19 protein-coding genes are annotated in these 16,507 nt (G+C 63.7%); 14 read left to right on the forward strand and 5 right to left on the reverse strand.

The window, feature by feature from the left end; genetic code table 11:
- Positions 1 to 116 precede the first annotated feature (116 nt).
- Together HJO_RS01850 and HJO_RS01855 are read left to right on the forward strand one after the other, a co-directional pair.
- Positions 117 to 887, forward strand: coding sequence for a thiazole synthase (locus HJO_RS01850; protein ID WP_035612981.1), 771 nt, complete (start codon positions 117 to 119; stop codon positions 885 to 887).
- On the forward strand, positions 888 to 2,090 hold the full coding sequence (locus HJO_RS01855) for a TIGR03862 family flavoprotein (RefSeq protein ID WP_035612982.1): 1,203 nt from the start codon (positions 888 to 890) through the stop codon (positions 2,088 to 2,090).
- On the opposite strand, the gene HJO_RS01860 is transcribed toward HJO_RS01855, so the two are convergent.
- From HJO_RS01860 to HJO_RS01875, 4 genes are all read right to left on the reverse strand, one after another.
- A complete protein-coding gene (locus HJO_RS01860; RefSeq protein WP_035612983.1) occupies positions 2,087 to 2,899 on the reverse strand; it encodes a crotonase/enoyl-CoA hydratase family protein in 813 nt (270 codons plus the stop codon). The genes HJO_RS01855 and HJO_RS01860 overlap by 4 nt on opposite strands.
- Before the next feature lie 2 nt (positions 2,900 to 2,901).
- Positions 2,902 to 3,918 (reverse strand): amidohydrolase family protein, encoded by a 1,017-nt coding sequence (locus HJO_RS01865; protein ID WP_035612985.1) that lies wholly within the window; start codon positions 3,916 to 3,918, stop codon positions 2,902 to 2,904.
- A 94-nt stretch (positions 3,919 to 4,012) separates the two neighbouring features.
- Positions 4,013 to 4,228, reverse strand: coding sequence for a hypothetical protein (locus HJO_RS01870; RefSeq protein ID WP_035612986.1), 216 nt, complete (start codon positions 4,226 to 4,228; stop codon positions 4,013 to 4,015).
- A gap of 10 nt (positions 4,229 to 4,238) precedes the next feature.
- Entirely contained in the window at positions 4,239 to 5,180 is a 942-nt protein-coding gene (locus HJO_RS01875; protein ID WP_035614231.1) for an isopenicillin N synthase family dioxygenase, read from the reverse strand.
- A 131-nt stretch (positions 5,181 to 5,311) separates the two neighbouring features.
- Between HJO_RS01875 and HJO_RS01880 the strand changes: the two genes are divergently transcribed.
- The 4 genes from HJO_RS01880 to HJO_RS01895 all read left to right on the forward strand — a co-directional run bounded on the left by HJO_RS01880 (position 5,312) and on the right by HJO_RS01895 (position 8,799).
- Positions 5,312 to 6,079 carry a methyltransferase domain-containing protein gene (locus HJO_RS01880; RefSeq protein ID WP_051617980.1) on the forward strand — a complete coding sequence of 256 codons (768 nt, stop codon included), beginning with the start codon at positions 5,312 to 5,314 and terminating at the stop codon, positions 6,077 to 6,079.
- Positions 6,080 to 6,320: 241 nt separating this feature from the next.
- On the forward strand, positions 6,321 to 6,590 hold the full coding sequence (locus tag HJO_RS01885; RefSeq protein ID WP_035612987.1) for an SEL1-like repeat protein: 270 nt from the start codon (positions 6,321 to 6,323) through the stop codon (positions 6,588 to 6,590).
- A 119-nt stretch (positions 6,591 to 6,709) separates the two neighbouring features.
- On the forward strand, positions 6,710 to 8,125 hold the full coding sequence (locus HJO_RS01890; protein WP_035612989.1) for a GumC domain-containing protein: 1,416 nt from the start codon (positions 6,710 to 6,712) through the stop codon (positions 8,123 to 8,125).
- 2 nt (positions 8,126 to 8,127) lie between these two features.
- Positions 8,128 to 8,799: a P-loop NTPase family protein gene (locus tag HJO_RS01895; protein WP_035612991.1), complete on the forward strand. Its 672-nt coding sequence runs from the start codon at positions 8,128 to 8,130 to the stop codon at positions 8,797 to 8,799.
- 71 nt (positions 8,800 to 8,870) lie between these two features.
- Here HJO_RS01895 and HJO_RS01900 read toward each other — a convergent pair whose 3' ends face one another.
- Positions 8,871 to 9,701: an alpha/beta fold hydrolase gene (locus HJO_RS01900; protein ID WP_051618235.1), complete on the reverse strand. Its 831-nt coding sequence runs from the start codon at positions 9,699 to 9,701 to the stop codon at positions 8,871 to 8,873.
- A gap of 370 nt (positions 9,702 to 10,071) precedes the next feature.
- Between HJO_RS01900 and dps the strand changes: the two genes are divergently transcribed.
- From dps to HJO_RS01940, 8 genes are all read left to right on the forward strand, one after another.
- Complete coding sequence (gene dps, locus HJO_RS01905) at positions 10,072 to 10,575, forward strand: DNA starvation/stationary phase protection protein Dps (protein WP_422120063.1); 504 nt, start codon at positions 10,072 to 10,074, stop codon at positions 10,573 to 10,575.
- 112 nt (positions 10,576 to 10,687) lie between these two features.
- The gene (locus tag HJO_RS01910; protein WP_084141320.1) at positions 10,688 to 11,302 is read left to right on the forward strand and encodes an RrF2 family transcriptional regulator; all 615 of its coding nucleotides are present in this window, start codon (positions 10,688 to 10,690) and stop codon (positions 11,300 to 11,302) included.
- 84 nt (positions 11,303 to 11,386) lie between these two features.
- Entirely contained in the window at positions 11,387 to 12,037 is a 651-nt protein-coding gene (locus HJO_RS01915; protein ID WP_035614240.1) for a response regulator transcription factor, read from the forward strand.
- A gap of 104 nt (positions 12,038 to 12,141) precedes the next feature.
- On the forward strand, positions 12,142 to 12,537 hold the full coding sequence (locus tag HJO_RS01920; RefSeq protein ID WP_206741788.1) for a response regulator transcription factor: 396 nt from the start codon (positions 12,142 to 12,144) through the stop codon (positions 12,535 to 12,537).
- Positions 12,530 to 14,608 (forward strand): PAS domain-containing sensor histidine kinase, encoded by a 2,079-nt coding sequence (locus tag HJO_RS01925; RefSeq protein ID WP_084141324.1) that lies wholly within the window; start codon positions 12,530 to 12,532, stop codon positions 14,606 to 14,608. The genes HJO_RS01920 and HJO_RS01925 overlap by 8 nt, the downstream gene beginning before the upstream one ends.
- 132 nt (positions 14,609 to 14,740) lie before the next feature.
- Positions 14,741 to 15,496 (forward strand): SDR family oxidoreductase, encoded by a 756-nt coding sequence (locus tag HJO_RS01930; RefSeq protein WP_035612995.1) that lies wholly within the window; start codon positions 14,741 to 14,743, stop codon positions 15,494 to 15,496.
- A 61-nt stretch (positions 15,497 to 15,557) separates the two neighbouring features.
- Entirely contained in the window at positions 15,558 to 16,019 is a 462-nt protein-coding gene (locus tag HJO_RS01935) for a carboxymuconolactone decarboxylase family protein (protein ID WP_035614249.1), read from the forward strand.
- A gap of 51 nt (positions 16,020 to 16,070) precedes the next feature.
- Entirely contained in the window at positions 16,071 to 16,499 is a 429-nt protein-coding gene (locus HJO_RS01940; RefSeq protein WP_084141508.1) for a cupin domain-containing protein, read from the forward strand.
- The last annotated feature ends 8 nt before the right edge of the window (positions 16,500 to 16,507 follow it).

A 16,507-nucleotide genomic window follows, 5' to 3' on the forward strand; every position in this document is an offset into this window, starting at 1 on the left:
AACCGCGCCCCGGTTGCAGGCCGCACAAATTCCAGGATGACAGGATGTCAGGTTGACGCTGGGATCGTACCCGCTCAATACCAGTCGCAATAGTTGCTCAGGATTCACCAAAAGCCATGCCAGACCCGTTGATCATCGCCGGAAAATCCTATGACTCGCGCCTGATTGTCGGCACCGGAAAGTATGCCAATTACCAGCAGAATGCCGATGCGGCGCGCGCGGCGGGGGCAGAGATCGTCACTGTGGCCCTGCGCCGGGTGAACCTGTCGGACCCGAGCCAGGAAATACTGACCGATTTCGTCAAGCCGGACGAGTTCACCTACCTGCCCAATACGGCGGGCTGTTACACCGCTGACGAGGCCGTGCGGACCTTGCGCCTGGCCCGCGAGGCTGGCGGCTGGAACCTGGTGAAGCTGGAAGTGCTGGCCGACCAGAAGACGCTCTACCCCAACATGCCGGAGACGCTGACCGCCGCAAAGGCGCTGATCGCGGACGGGTTCGAAGTGATGGTCTACTGCTCGGATGACCCGGTTTATGCGAAGATGCTGGAAGATGCCGGCTGTTGCGCAATCATGCCGCTGGGCAGCCTGATCGGTTCCGGGCTTGGCATCATGAACCCCGTGAACATCCGCCTGATCGTTGAGCAGACGCGCGTGCCGGTGATCGTGGACGCTGGCGTCGGAACGGCATCTGACGCGGCGATCGCGATGGAGCTTGGCTGTGATGGTGTGCTGATGAACACGGCGATTGCCGCTGCCAGGGACCCGGTCCTGATGGCGAGCGCGATGAAGCATGCCGTGATTGCCGGGCGCGAAGCCTATCTCGCCGGGCGCATGCCGAAGAAACTATATGCCGATCCGAGCAGCCCCTTGGCAGGGCTGATCTAGTTGCGCGCTGCCGTCATTGGCGCCGGACCGGCTGGCCTGATGGCTGCCGAGGCGCTGACGGCGCGGGGTGTGGCTGTCGATATCTATGACGCGATGCCGAGCTTCGGGCGGAAGTTCCTGATGGCCGGCAAGAGCGGGCTGAACATCAGCCATGCCGAAGACATGGACCTGTTCCTGGCGGGCTATCGCGCCGATGAGCGGCTGATGAAGATGGTGCGGGCGTTCGGGCCGGGCGAGATCGTGGACTGGATGCAGGGGCTTGGCATCGCGGCGCATACCGGTTCGACGGGGCGCATTTTCCCACAGATGATGAAGGCCTCTCCGCTGCTGAGGGCGTGGCTGGTGCGGTTGCAGGCGGCGGGCGCCGTGCTGCATCCGCGCCATCGCTGGCAAGGCTGGGACGAGGCCGGGGCACTGGTGTTCGATGCGCCGGGTGGACCGCTGGCAGTGACACCAGACGTGACGGTCGTGGCACTGGGCGGCGCGAGCTGGCGGCGGCTGGGGTCTGACGGCGAATGGGCGGCGACCCTGCGGGAGGCGGGCGTGGCCGTGCAGGCGTTCGGGCCGTCGAATTGCGGGTTCACGCTGGACTGGTCAGACAGGATGAAACGGGATTTTGCCGGCACGCCGGTCAAGGGGGTGCGTCTGTCAGCGGAGGGGGACGAAAGCCGCGCGGAATTCGTGATTACCGAAACAGGCGTCGAGAGCGGCGGCATCTACGCCTTGTCGGCACCGCTGCGTGACGCACTGGCGGCGAACGGCCAGGCGGTTCTGACGCTGGACCTGCTGCCCGATCTGGACCGCGACGTGCTGGCCGCCAAGCTGGCGCGGCCGCGTGGCAAGCAGTCGATGGCCAATCACCTGCGCAAGACGGCGCGCCTGACGGGCGTGAAGCTGGCACTGCTGCATGAAGCCGCTGGCGGCGCATTGCCGGCGGACCCGCAGGCGCTCGCCGCGCTGATCAAGGCCCTGCCGCTGACCCTTACGGGAACGGCAGCGCTGGACGCGGCGATCTCCACCACGGGCGGTGTGGCGTGGGACGCGCTGGACGATGCCCTGATGCTGCGCGCGCGGCCCGGCGTGTTCTGCGCCGGTGAAATGGTCGCCTGGGATGCGCCGACGGGCGGTTACCTGATCACCGCCTGCCTGGCGATGGGCAGGGCAGCGGGCGCCGGTGCAGCGGACTGGCTGGCGCGGGCCTAGCGGTGGTCGACAAAGGCCGGTTCGCGCTTTTGCAGCACGGACAGGACCGCTTCGACCTGGTTCCCCTTGGCGATGATCTTGTCCTGCTCCACGGATTCCTGCAGCAGTGCCTCGGCGTCGGTCATGGTGCCGACCGCATTGAAGATGCGTTTGGAGGCCTGGATCGCGGTCGGGCTCTTCGTGGCGATTTCACGGGCCATGGCCATGGCATCTTCGTGGGGATTGTCCGACAGTTTGGTCGCGAAGCCGTACTCATGGGCCTCGGTGCCGGAAAAGATGCGTCCCGTGAAGGTCAGCTCACGAATGATATCTTCGCGGGCGAGGTGACGCATGATGGCAGTGCCACCCATGTCGGGCACGAGGCCCCACTTGATTTCAAGCACTGACAGTTTGGTGTCGGGATGGGTGATGCGGATGTCGGAGCCCAGCATGACCTGGAAGCCACCACCGAGGGCAACACCGTGAACGGCGGCAATCACGGGCACGGGACACTGACGCCAGACCCAGGCCGCCTGCTGTGCGCGATTGGCGATGCCGTGCGTGCGCGTGGTGAGCGGTTCGCGTCCACCGGTGACGCCGGATTCGCCGGTTGCCATCTGGCCGAAATTGCCCATGTCGAGGCCGGCGCAGAAAGCGCGGCCTTCGCCGGAGAGGACGACACAGCGAACGGACTCGTCCTTTGAGACCGCCTCGCCGGTCGTGACCAGCGCTTCGAACATGGCGTTGTCGAGCGCGTTCATCTTGTCGGCGCGTGTGAGGCGGACGTCGGCAACGCCCTTGTCGATGGTGACGGAAATCCGGTCGCTCATGGCTATTTCCCTTTCGGCGTGGCGGGTGAGAGTTTGTATACCTTGCGGGCAGTGCCGCTGAACATGGCGGTCTTTTCCTTTTCGGAATAGCCCGCCGCGATTTTCTTGAGGCCGTTCCAGAGGGTGCGGTAGCTGATGGAGAGCCGGTCGACGGGAAAATTGCTCTCGAACATGCAGCGCTCCGGACCGAAGCACGCGATGGCGTGGTGGTAATAGGGCGCCTGCGCCTCGACGAATTCGTCGGATGTCGGCGGCAGGGCGCGCGTGTTCCAGCCGAAGCCATTGTCGGGCATGGCGAGGCCGCCGATCTTGGCGAAGACATTCGGGTTTTCGGCAACGGCGGCGATGTCGTCCTTCCACTTGGCGAAATTGTCGTCGCGCTTGCCCTCATAGGGGCCGACGCCGAGGGGCGTGCCGAAATGGTCGAGGATCATGGTCGTGCCGGGAACGGCGGCGGCAAGGTCTGCGAAGTCGAGGATCTGGTGGTGGTAGTTCCAGGTGTCGTAGGTGAAGCCGCGTTCGCCGAGACGGGCAACGCCGCGCTGGAAGTCGAGGTCGCGGTAGAGTCCTGCGGGCGCGCGGCCCGGGATGGCGAAGGTGGCGCTGTCGGGGTCGTGGGCGCCGGCATGGCGGATGCCGCGGAAGAGACCATTGGAGGCGGCGATATGGGCGTCGAGGATGTCGTCGACATTGGCATGGCGCAGGTCGGCATGGCCGATGAAGCCGGCAATGGTGGCCTTGCCGGGATCGGTGGCGGAGCGGGCGGCAGCGGCAGCGATGAATTCTGTTTCGCCGATCGGCCTGAACCGTTCGGGGCCATCGTCACGATACGACGAGCCGCATTCCATGAAGATCGTCTGGGTGACGTTGTGGCCGTCTTCGGTGTCGGACCAGAGTTCTTCGAGGTCGTAGCTGAGGAAGGGCCTGGGCCAGAGGTGGTGGTGGGGATCGACGATCTCGCGATCCGGGTCGATCACGTCCTCGCGGACCTGTACGAGCCACTCCGTATTGTTGAACATGGCCTCGGCCTCCTCCTTGCGCCCGGCTTCTGCGAGCCGTCGCGCCTATTCAGGCGCAATCGGAACGTGAGGCAAGGGGTAGCGTGGGGTGAGCCTAAAGCAGATTGATCTCATCGAACCTCAAACCAATGCGGAACAGGCAATAGCCTGTCTCATCAATGGCGGCTCGCACATCCGGATTTGTGTCTTCAGGCGTTCGCGTACGGGTGAGGGTCCAGTCGCTGGCTGGGCTTTCTGCCGGGAACGGTGCGTCGGCGTGAATGACAAGCCGGTAGGTGGGCGCGCGGCGATGCACATAGAAAGCATACATCGTGGGGTGCCTAAGTTTTCACCAGGCCGATCTCGCGGAGGCGTTCCATCAGGTAGTCCTGCGCGGTGATCGGTGGCTGGGGTGTGCCGCCTTCGGCGACGCATCCGGGCAGGGCCTCGATCACGACGTCCTGGTTGAAGTGCAGGAAGAAGGGCGTCGAGTAGCGCGGGAATTTCGCGCGTTCCGGCGACGGGTTGACGACGCGGTGCGTGGTCGAGGGCAGGACGCCGGCGGTGAGGCGCTGCAGCATGTCGCCGCAATTGATGACGAGCGCGCCGGGTGGCGGGTTCACGCCGAGCCATGTGCCGGAGCTGTGTTTCACTTCAAGGCCTGCCTCTTCGGCGCCGAGGAGGAGGGTGATGACATTGATGTCTTCATGCGCGCCAGCGCGGACGGTGCCTTCGGGCGGCGGGCTTTCCTGCGGCGGGTAGTGGAGCAGGCGGAGGATGGAATTGCCCATTTCGACACGGTCCTCGAACCACAGCTCGTCGAGGCCGAGATGGAGCGCGATGGCGCGCAGCAGGTCGCGGCCCATTTCGTCGAGGGCGGTGTAGAGGGCGCGGGTGGCGCGGTCGAAATCGGCGACTTCCGCCACGGGCGGCGTGTCGGCCATCGTCTCGCGATAGGGCGAGTCCTGCGGCAGCAGGCGACCGGTGTGCCAGAATTCCTTGAGGTCGGCCTTGTCGGCGCCCTTGGCATTCTCGGTGGCGAAAGCGGTGTAGCCACGCTGGCCGCCGCCGGCCCGGCCATCATACCTGGCCTTCACCGCGTCCGGCAGCGCAAAGAACGCTTTCGTGGCGCGCAGGTTCTCGTCAATGACGCTCTGGTCGACCGGGTGACCGGAGACGACGGCAAAGCCGGTTTCACGAAAGGATTCCCCGAATGCGGCAGCGAAGGCGGCCTTGTCCTTGCGCCAGAGGGAATAGGGGATCGGTTTGAAATATTCGGTCATGGTCTTCATCTAGCGCGGAAGTGGGTGGATGGAAACGGCAACACGGCTGTCACCCTGACGTGAATTGACCCCCGCAGGCAAGCAGCGCAATCAGTGCATATCCTTATAGCTTGCAACGGAGCCAGCCCCGCATGACCAAAGAGATTGTCCAGGAATACTATGGAAAGACCCTGCAAGGTAGCGAAGACCTGAAGACCTCGGCTTGCTGCTCGACCGTGCGGCCGCCCGATCCCGTGATTGCGGCGATGGAGCATATCCATCCGGAAGTCTCGGGGCGGTTCTACGGGTGCGGTGTGGTGGTGCCGGACGGGTCGCTGACGGGGTGGCGTGTGGTCGACCTGGGCAGCGGGTCGGGGCAGGACGTCTATATCCTGGCGCAGCTGGTCGGGCAGGACGGCGAAGTGATCGGTGTCGACATGACGCCCGAGCAGCTGGACGTGGCCCGCCGCCACGAGGACTGGCACCGCGAGCGGTTTGGCTATGACCGGTCCAATGTGCGGTTCATCGAGGGGCATGTCGACCGCCTGCAGGACCTGGACATCGCGCCGGGCAGCGTGGACCTGATCGTGTCGAACTGCGTGATCAACCTGGTACCGGAGAAGGCGGCGGTCTTTGCAGGGGCGGCGCACCTGCTGAAGCCCGGTGGGCGGTTCCTGTTCTCCGACGTGTTCGTGGACCGGCCGATTCCGGCAGACCTGGCGAACGACCCGGTGATCCTGGGAGAATGCCTTGGCGGCGCGATGCAGGTGGACCAGTTCGAGCAATTGCGTTCGGAGGCCGGCTTTGCAGCCCCTGTGTGGCGCGAAGTGCGGGACCTGACTGTGGACGATCCGGCGATTGCGGCGAAACTTGAAGGCTTCACCTTCGAGAGCCGGACGGTGGAACTGGTTCGCCGCTAAGGCGGGCATCCTAAGGCAAACGTGCGGATTTCGGGCCGTTTCGGCCAGATTCCCCGATAGGGTTAACAGGAGCGGGTCAGGGCGTAACGCTCTGCCCCTTGGGGCGCGCCTGCATTAACCATAATGCAAAGCTCTGACGTCACTCTTCACCCATCGCCGGACACGGCGGGTGGTGGTTGCCAAAGCAGGACACGGGAAGGATCCCGGCGACGCGGCGGCAAGGTGAAACAGGAACAAGACAATGCCTTTTGCAGATTACGCTCTAGACCTCGCTTCAATGCTCGGCCCCGATTCAGCTCCCGAAGAGCTTTACCAGGCCGGCCTTGTGTATTCGACCGGACTGAACGTGGAGGTCGACATGATCGCCGCGCACAAATGGTTCAACCTGGCCGCGCTTCGCGGTTCGGAAGAGGCCAAGATCCAGCGCGCCGAACTGGCCGACATGATGACTTCGGACGAAGTCAAAATGGCGCTCCAGTCGGCCCGTGAGTGGCTCAAACTGATGAACTAGGCGTTTCGGTGTCCGCGAGCGGCCCACGCAGGCATCTGCCTGCGCGTCAAGCTTAAGGAAATCGCAAACGGCACCGTGCGATCCTGTTCTCAATGGGCCGTGAGGAGCCATAGCTGACCATGCCAGGGACTGACGACTCAGCGCGCACTGCCAGCCTGACTGCCGAACTGTGGCGGGCAAAATGGCTGATGCTGCTGGTGTTCGTGCCGGTCCTGGCGCTGTCCATGGCGGCAATCCTGTCCATTCCTGCCAAGTTTGAGGCGCGGGCGCGCCTGGTGTTGCCCGTGCAGAGCGAGGCGACCAGCGAAGCAGCCCTGCTGCAAAGCCCTGTCGTTGCAACGCGTGTGCTCGACCGGTTTCCGCTGTCGCGCCTTTACCCCGACATCGATACGGCCTGCGAGGCCCGTCGCAATGCCACTGCCGAAACCGCCGAAGCCGATGCCCGTCTGACGGCGGCGTGCCGACGCGCAGCGCTGATCGCGTTGCAGGGTGATCTGCGGGTGACACGCGGCCGCAATGACGCCGACCTGATGGTCCGGTTCCGGCATGACCGGCCGGATGTGTCGGTTGAAGTGCTGAACGCCCTGTTGGGTGCGTACCTGAATTATCGTTCCGACGTTCTGGCAGCCGACGACGCTGCGGTGTCGGAGGTGCCTGAAGACGATTCAGGGCAGGCCCTGCGCGAAGCTGAAGCGGCGCTTGCCGCGTATCGTGCAGGCGGGGGGTCGCTGGCGCCCGGCACCGTGGAAGCCAGGCTGGCCGACCTGTCCCGCACCGCCGGTGAAGAGCTGTTGCGAACGGATGCGCGCATCAAGGAAGTTGACGCCCTGATTGCCGCCTATCGCCGGCAGATGGGCCTGGTGCGGCGCGAACAGCGTATCTTCATTGAAGACCGGACCGGACAGGCGCTGGTCGACCTGAAGCTTGAGCGGGCCGACAAGCTTGCGCGCTATCTGCCGGGGTCGGAAGTTATCAAGGACATGGACCGCCGTATTGCTGAAGCCGAAGCGCTGGTCGCGTCATTCGGCGGCCCGGCGGGCACTGTGCGGACGGGCCCGAACCCGCTTTACCAGCAGGCAGAGGCGCGCCTCATGGACCTGCAGGCCGAGGGGGCCGCGCTTCAGGCGCGCCGGGCTGAACTGGTACGCCAGGCAGACAGTATCGAGGCCCGGCTGGCCGAGGCGGGCGGTGAGGCCCAGCGTTACCGCGACTTGCTGCGCAAGCGGGATGCGCTGTCGCACGAGCGGGCGGACGACAGTAGCCGCGCGCAGGCGGTTCGCCCCCCGCGCCGGGCGGACGTGGGAGATGTCCGGATTGTCGAGCCGGCCAGGTTGCCGGTTCACCGGGCTGACGTGGACTGGTTCCTGCCGGTGCTGGCAGGTGCGTTTGCGTTGCTGGCCGCGTTGCTGGCGGGCCTTGGCCGGGCCAGCATGCGCGCGGGGCGCTCAGGCAGGGGCGGGGGAGCGGCTGCAGTCGCGACAGACTTGCCGGTGCTGGCCAGCGTTCGCGCCTATCATGACACGCCGGGCCGTTGACGATGCGGGACCTTCGGGCTGACCTTGATCCCCTGTGGCAGGCCTTGTCCACAAGACCCGGCCCGCGCGGCGCACACAGCGTGATGTTCGTTGCGGCGCGCAGCGGCGAGGGCACAACCAGCATGGCGGCCTCGTTTGCGCTGATGGCGGCCGGGCATGCCGCGCGGAGCGCCTGGCTTGTCGACACCGATCTTGCGGATAATCCTGCCTTTACCGGGTTCCAGCAGGGGGCGTTTGCGGCGGCCGGTGTGCCGGGGCGCGCCTATGACGCGTCACTGGCCAGCCCGCCAGCCTATCACCTGATACCGTCCGAACGGGAAGGCTTGCGGACGCGGCGACTGGCGGTGCACCAAGTTGGCGAGACACGCCTGCTGGTCACGCGGTTCCGGTCGGACACGCTGGCGCCCGGGCAGAGCGCAGTGTTCCGTCCGCATCCCGACTGGTGGCAGGCATTGCGCCGGACGACGGACTGGATTGTCCTCGATGCACCGGCGGCCGACCGGTCGACGGCAGGCGAAACCCTCGCAGGGCTGGTCGACGCCGTGATTATCGTGGTGAGTGCGGGAGGGGCCGGGCCGGACGAAGTCAACGCGCTGCGGGCCGATATCACACGGCGGGGTGGCCGCGTGGCTGGGGCCGTCCTCAACCGGATGCAAACGCGCCGCCGCCGGTAGGCCGGCATCCGGAACCAGGCAGGTCACACGAGGGCGCGCGTGCCTGCCCGATTCCGGCGCGGCGATTGCGATCAGGCCTTGATGAAGGCGAGCAGGTCCGGGTTGATGACGTCCGCCTGGGTCGTCATCATGCCATGCGGAAAGCCGGGATAGATCTTGAGAGTGCTGTTCTTGACCAGCTTGGCCGCCAGAACGGACGCGTCCTTGTAGGGAACGACCTGGTCGTCATCGCCGTGCATGATCAGTGTGGGCACATCAATCATTTTCAGGTCTTCCGTGAAATCGGTTTCCGAGAAGGCCTTTATGCCGTCATAGTGTGCCTTGGCGCTGCCCGCCATGCCCTGACGCCACCAGTTCTGGACAACGCTGTCGATGACCTTGGCGCCCGGACGATTGAATCCATAGAACGGGCCCGATGCGAGGTCGATGTAGAACTGCGTCCGGCTGGCCGCGAGGGCGGACCGCAGGCCATCGAAGACGTCGATCGGCAGGCCGTCCGGGTTGGAAGGTGTCTTCACCATGATCGGCGGGATCGCCCCGATCGTGACCAGTTTGGCAACACGGCCCTTGCCATGCCGGGCGACATAGCGGACGGCTTCGCCGCCGCCGGTGGAGTGGCCGATATGGACGGCGTTCCTGAGGTCGAGGTGCTGGAACACGGCAGCGGCATCGGCGGCGTAATGCTCCATGTCGTGGCCGTCGCTGACCTGGGCGGAGCGACCATGGCCGCGACGGTCATGCGCAACGACCCGGTAGCCCTTGTTGACGAAGTAGAGCATCTGCGCGTCCCAGTCGTCGGACGACAGCGGCCAGCCGTGGTGGAAGCAGATCGGCTGGCCCGACCGGGGGCCCCAATCCTTGTAGTATATTTCGGTGCCGTCCTTGGTTGTGATCCTGTCCATCTTGGAAATCCTGTCATTGGATGCGGGTTGAAGTGGGGTGCCTGAGAGGGAGTCGGCACAGGCTGGCAGGACCGCTGCCGCGCTGGCCGCCATCAGGACGCCTCGCCGTGAAAATGTATGATCTTGAGAGATAGGCTTGGGGTCGGTCATTGCAGTCTCCGTTGCTTGCCAACGCGGCTTACAATCGTAGATGAGGCTTTCTACGCCAATTGTACGAACGGCGGAATTGCCAACGCATGGGTGACAGGCAATTTTATCAAATTATGTGTCTGAACGGAGTGTCCGGCTTCGGATGGCGTATGGGGCATGGGCCCTGGCGGCAGCCATCCTAACCAAAAGTATATGCGGCGATCCGTTTCCGGCGCACCATTTGTTCCTGACCAAAAGGAGACCTGACATGTTTGAATCCCGCCTTGATATCCCCGCCCACACACGGAAAGCATCGATCGCACTGCTGCAGGCGCGGCTGTCTGATTCAATCGACCTGGAAGCCCAGACCAAGCAGGCGCACTGGAATGTGAAGGGCATGGACTTCTTCCAGCTGCACACGTTCTTCGATGGCGTGCACGCTGTGGTGGAGGACTATGTCGACACGATTGCCGAACGGATCACGGCACTGGGCGGCATTGCCGACGGCCGCGTCCAGACGACGGCCAGGGCGAGCACGCTGTATGAATATCCGCTCGACGCGCGCCATGGCGAGTCGCACCTGAAGGCGCTCAGTGCCGTCCTTGCGCAATTCGGCAAGGCCCTGCGCGGCGACATAGATGCCGCCACCGAGCTTGGCGACGCTGACACCGCAGACCTGTTCACCCAGCTGTCACGGGAAACCGACAAGCAGCTATGGTTCGTGGAGGCGCACCTCTACGACTAGCCGTCAGCCCGCCGCCCCGTCCGTGGCTGTTGACGCGGACGGGGGTGGCGTGCTGTCGCCGGCGACGACATGCTGATTGCAGAGATTAACGCGGAGTGATATGGTGCGAGTTATGGCACACCTGACGACCAGCGTCGAATATGGGACACACAGCCTGCTCTGGCTGGTTGATTCCGGCGGCGCGCCGGTCAGCGCGCGCGACCTGGCCGAGTTCCAGGGAATTCCGCAAGCCTTCCTTGCAAAGATATTGTCCAAGCTTGAGAAAGCGGGCCTCGTGCATGCAGCGGAAGGCGTGCGCGGCGGCTATGTCCTAGCGCGCGAGCCTGGCGACATCAATTTTCTGCAGATCGTGGACGCGATCGAAGGCAAGAAGCCGCTGTTCGATTGCCAGGATATCCGGAACCGCTGCGTGCTGTTTGGCGAGACACCGCCGCGCTGGGCGACAAAGGGGGTCTGTTCCATCCATGCGGTCATGCTGCGCGCGGAAAAGGCCATGCGTGACACGCTGGCCAGTACCTCGCTTGCGGATGTCGCACGGTCGGTCGAGCGCAAGGCGCCGCAGGAATTTGCCGGCGAAGTCCAGGACTGGTTGGCGACTCGCGTGAGTTCGCGGGGCGGCAAGGCGCGCCCGCCCGAAGCCATGCTGGATGACCGGGCAGACCCGGCGCCACGGAACGCCGTTCCGACAGCACGTCGAACACTCATCAACAGCAACCCTGAATCTTGAAAGGAGACGAGATGGCGATGTCCACAAAGAATGAATCGAACGAGCCCGACGCAGTGTGCATCGGCGTCAGCCTGGGAGGCGACCGTGGCCGTAACTAAAGCGGAAAAGGAACGCGCCCATGTCGTTATCGTGGACGATGATGAGGAGGTGCGGACAGCGCTCCGGGAGCTTATCCTGTCTGTCGGGCTGGATGCGACCTGCTTTGCGTCGACCCGCGACTTGCTGGCGGCCGACCTGCCGCGGCGGCCGGGCTGCATGATACTTGATGTTCGCATGCCGGGTTCCAGTGGGCTGGACCTGCAGAACCTGCTCGCGGCAAAGGGTGACGCGCCACCGATCATCTTCCTGACCGGACATGGCGATATACCAATGTCCGTCACGGCGATGAAGGCGGGCGCGGTCGATTTCCTGACCAAGCCGGTTCGGGACCAGACCCTGCTGGATGCTGTGACGGCTGCCATCGAAATGGATATCGCATCGCGGCAGACACACCAGATCATGCAGAAACACATCGACCGCCTAGAGACGCTGACCCCGCGTGAGCGGCAAGTTCTGCGGGAAGTGGCACTGGGGCGCCTGAACAAGCAGATCGCGTTCGACTTCGGGATCAGCGAAGTGACGGTCAAGCTTCATCGCAGCAATGTCATGCGCAAGATGGAAGCAACATCGGTTGGAGACCTGATACGTGCCTGGGAGTCACTGCCACCCGACCTGCGAGAAGCGTGTGCAGCCTAGACTAAAGTACAATTACAATTTTGGTCTGCGCCTGACGAGATAGGAGAGAACTGGCCGGATTGGCCGCGTAATCGAGGTTCCTTCGCTTGTCTAGAATACCCAGAGTGGCAATTGTTGAGGACGACGACGCCGTGCGCCAAGCGCTTTCCGACCTGCTTCAGGTGCTGGGCCTGAATTGTTCCGCGTTTGACAGGGCGGAACCGTTTCTCGCGGAATACGCGCCGGGCCGGTTCGACAGCCTGATAACAGACATAAACATGCCGGGTGTTGACGGGCTTCAACTGCAGGAACGCTTGCGCGCATGCGGTTCGACCATGCCGGTCATTTTCATCACCTCCGTCCTGGATGCCCTGACACGCGCACGCGCTCTCGACGGGGGCGCACACGCCTTTCTGACCAAGCCCGTCAGTGATGACGTGCTCATCCATCACCTCAAGTCCGCATTGAACTGGAACCCGGACGCCGGTGACGACGCAGGGTGGAGCCAATCCGATGTCTGACCCGGCGAGGGAATCCGAAGTGGCAATTGATGGGCTGGCGCGCACGCTTGCCGGACCGGAGACCGACCTTGCCGACCTTGCTGCAGAGAGCGTGATCGTTTGCGACCTCGACGGAATTGTCCAGTACTGGAACCCGGCATCCGAAGCGCTTTACGGCTGGCCGGCCATGGGGATGATCGGCAGCAGGCTGGGAGCGATTGCCCAGCAGCGTTCGCGCCATGACGAGCAGTGGCGCCTCCTGTTGCGGGATGGCAGCTGGAACGGGCAAGCGCGCCGCCGCGCATTGTCGGGTGGTGAGGTTGTCAGCAGCGTGAGGCGCATCGTGCGGCGTCTTCCGTCTGGCGAGATGAGAGATGTCGTCGAGTTCGGCCAGAGACTCGATCTCCAGGTCGGCAGCGAACGCCCGGCGGACCGCGCCGAGAAGTTGCCCGCCTCGGCGGCGTTCTGGGAGTTCGATGTGACGCGTGTTCGGCCACGCGTCATCGACCTCGCCAAACGCACCGGGCAGCCTGGCGCCGACGTGTTTGCCGGCGATCCCGAAAAGGCGCGGGAGTTCCTGTCTGCCATCCTCATCGTTGGCGTGAACGAACGAACCCTGCGGCTGGCCGGAGACTATTCGGGACGAAGTGGCCTGATCGGACAGGCCGTATCGGATTTCTGGCCGCGCGAGAGCGAGGTCGACATCGCCGAACTGATCGTGTCCGTGGTTGGCGCCTGGCCGCACCATACAGCCCAAACACGAAAGATCGCCTCCCCATTGCTCGAGGACTGTTCCGTGACTGTCTGGAGCAGGGACATGCCTGGCCAGGCAGGCAAGGTCTTCGTTGCAGTCAATGGCGAGGTCAGCGGTGACAATTCCTTCCTCTACCTGCGGGCAAGCGAAGACCGGTACCGCAAACTGATACAGCACCTGCCCGTCGCCGTGCTGCAGGTGGACGCCAGGCGTGCGGGAGAAGCGTTCGGCGAACTGAGAGCCAAAGGCATTACCGATTTCGCCGCCTACCTGGAGGCGCACCCCGAGCTGGTGGACTTTGCGAATGACGCCGTGAAGGTGACAGAGGTCAACCAGGAGGCGGTAACCCTGTTCGCCGCGTCGACCGCAGCCGACCTGGCCGGACCGGTCAGGTTCCTCTTCGCCTCGTCCCCGGGAACGGACCGCCGCGTGATGATGGCCCGCTTCCATGGCAAGCGGAATTATTCGGAAATTGCAAAAATCCGCACGCTGGACGGCAGGCTTCGTGATGTGCAGCTGTCGGTGACCTATCCGGCACCGCCGGAAAGGCTGGATGTCACGATAATCTGTATACAGGATATTACGGAAAGGTTGCGAACGGAACGCCAGCTGCGTCAGCTGCAGGCGGAAAACACGCATGCCGCCCGGATATCGATGCTGGGCGAGCTGACGTCGTCGATTGCCCATGAAGTCAACCAGCCACTCGCCGCCATCGTTACAAATGCCGAAACGAGCCTGCGCTGGCTGTCTCGTGAGGAACCGAATATCGACAAGGTCAGGTTGCTGACCACCCGGATTGCCGGCAGCGCCCGCCGGGCCAGCGATATTGTGGGACGAATCCGCGGCATGGCATCGAAGCACGAGCCGGAGCATGTCGCGCTTGATCTCAACGAGATCATTGATGAGGCCATCCTCTTCATTCGCTATGACATCGAGGCACGGTCTATCGACCTGTCAGTGGCGTATGGCTGCGAATTGCCCCGGATTGTGGGGGATCGGGTCCAGCTGCAGCAGGTGATCATCAACCTGCTCGTGAACAGCATCCAGGCCATGAAGCAGGACCAGACAATGCTGCAGCGGATCGAGATCACGACGAGCGTCGGGACTGATGAGTGCGTGGTGCTGGCGATCCGGGACAGCGGCCCCGGCATCGAGGGGCCTGACATCGAGCGGATCTTTGACAGCTTCTTCACGACCAAGGATGCCGGCATGGGAATCGGGCTGGCGATCTGCCGGTCTATCGTCGTGTCGCATGGCGGGAGCATCTCTGCGCGAAATCATCCCGGCGGTGGCGCCGAGTTTCGTGTTGTCCTGCCGACCGGATCGGTCGATCGATAAGACCGCGTCATCTGGCGGGCGAGCCTGTCCTAGACTTTCGCATCGCATGACAAAGCCTTCCGTCGAATGGTTTTGCAGATGACAAGAGCGCATCTTCGTCCTTGCCCAAACAAAACCGCGAAGGAGAAAGAGATGAAGATCGTTGTTATCGGTGGTACCGGCCTGATCGGCTCGAAGACCGTCCAGGGACTGCGCGACCGGGGTCACGACGTCGTTGCGGCTGCGCCGAGTTCCGGTGTGAACACGCTGACGGGCGAAGGCCTGGCCGACGCGCTTGCTGGAGCCGAGGTTGTGATCGACGTTGCCAACTCCCCCTCGTTCGAAGCCAAGGAGGCGCTCGCATTCTTCGAGACCGCCGGTCGCAACCTGCTCGCAGCAGAAGCGGCTGCGAACGTGCGCCATCATCTGGCGCTGTCGGTGGTCGGCACAGACCGTCTTTCCGACAGCGGGTATTTTCGCGCCAAGCAGGCGCAGGAGAAACTGATCAGGAAGGCGCCCATTCCGTTCACGATCCTGCATTCCACCCAGTTCTTTGAATTCATCCGCAGCATCATAAACGCCGGCGCGGATGGCGAGGTCGTTCGCCTGTCTCCCGCCTTCATACAACCGGTTGCCTCGGATGACGTGGCCAATGCGCTGGTCGACCTGGCGCTTGGGCGCCCGCTCAACGGGATGATCGAGATTGCCGGGCCGAAACGCTACGAAATCGATGTGCTTGCCCGCGAAGTTCTTGCTGCTGACGGAGACAACCGCAAGGTGATCGCAGATCCGAACGCGCAATATTTCGGCGCCACACTGCAGGCCGAAACGCTCACGCCGGGAGACCATCCGCGGCTTGGCGCCACGCATTTCGAGACATGGCTGAGGACATCGCTGGTGCGCGCATAGGCGCGCCGGCAGGCCGATAAGCGCTCTACCCATTTCACGCCCAAACCAAGGAAACATGACCATGACCCAACGCCTGAATACTTTCCAAGTCGCCCCTGCCACCGTGAAAGCCATCATGACCGTGGAGAGCGCTATCGCGGCCAGTGGCCTGGAGCATGGCCTGCTCGAGCTGGTGCGGATGCGTGCCTCACAGATCAATGGCTGCGCCTTCTGCCTGCACATGCACGCGATGGACGCACGCAAGGCCGGCGAGACGGAGATGCGGCTGTACATGCTGAACGCCTGGCGGGAATCCTCGCTCTACTCTGATCGCGAGCGTGCTGCCCTTGCCTGGACGGACGCCCTGACTCTGGTGGCGGAAAACGGCGCCTCTGACGCGGACTACGAGCTGCTCAAGGCACAGTTCTCGGAAGTGGAACAGGCCAACCTGACCATCGCAATCGGGACCATAAACTTGTGGAACCGGCTGCAGATCGGAGTCCGCGCTGAGCATCCGGCCGATCCCGGCAAGATCACGGCCTGACCGGCTTGTCCGCGCGCCCTTTCAATCCTGCGATCACGAATGGAGACAGCAATGCTCAAGACAATGCTCATCACGGCAGCTGCAGCGGTGACGGTTATCGCCTTCGTACGGGCGGCCGGGGCGCAACACGACGAATTGGCAGAGGCGAAGGTGACTGTCGTCTTCGATCACACCCTGCCGAATGTTCCGGGAAAGAGCATGAAAGGCGTGCTCGTCGAGTACCAACCCGGCGGCACGTCCGTGGCGCACACGCACCCGGACTCCGCCTTCATCTATGCCACAATTCTGGATGGAGCGATCCGAAGCCAGGTCAATGGTGGCCCCATCGTGACATACCACGCGGGGGAGAATTTCGCCGAGTATCCCGGCGACCATCATGGCATCAGTGAGAATGCCAGTGGCACCGAACCCGCCAGCTTGCTCGCCGTGTTTGTCGTCGACACCGACGAAGCCGAACTCACAACCCCGTACAGCGACTAGATCCGGAG

Origin of the sequence: Hyphomonas johnsonii MHS-2 (genome assembly GCF_000685275.1) — a bacterium.
In the GTDB taxonomy this organism is placed as follows: domain Bacteria; phylum Pseudomonadota; class Alphaproteobacteria; order Caulobacterales; family Hyphomonadaceae; genus Hyphomonas; species Hyphomonas johnsonii.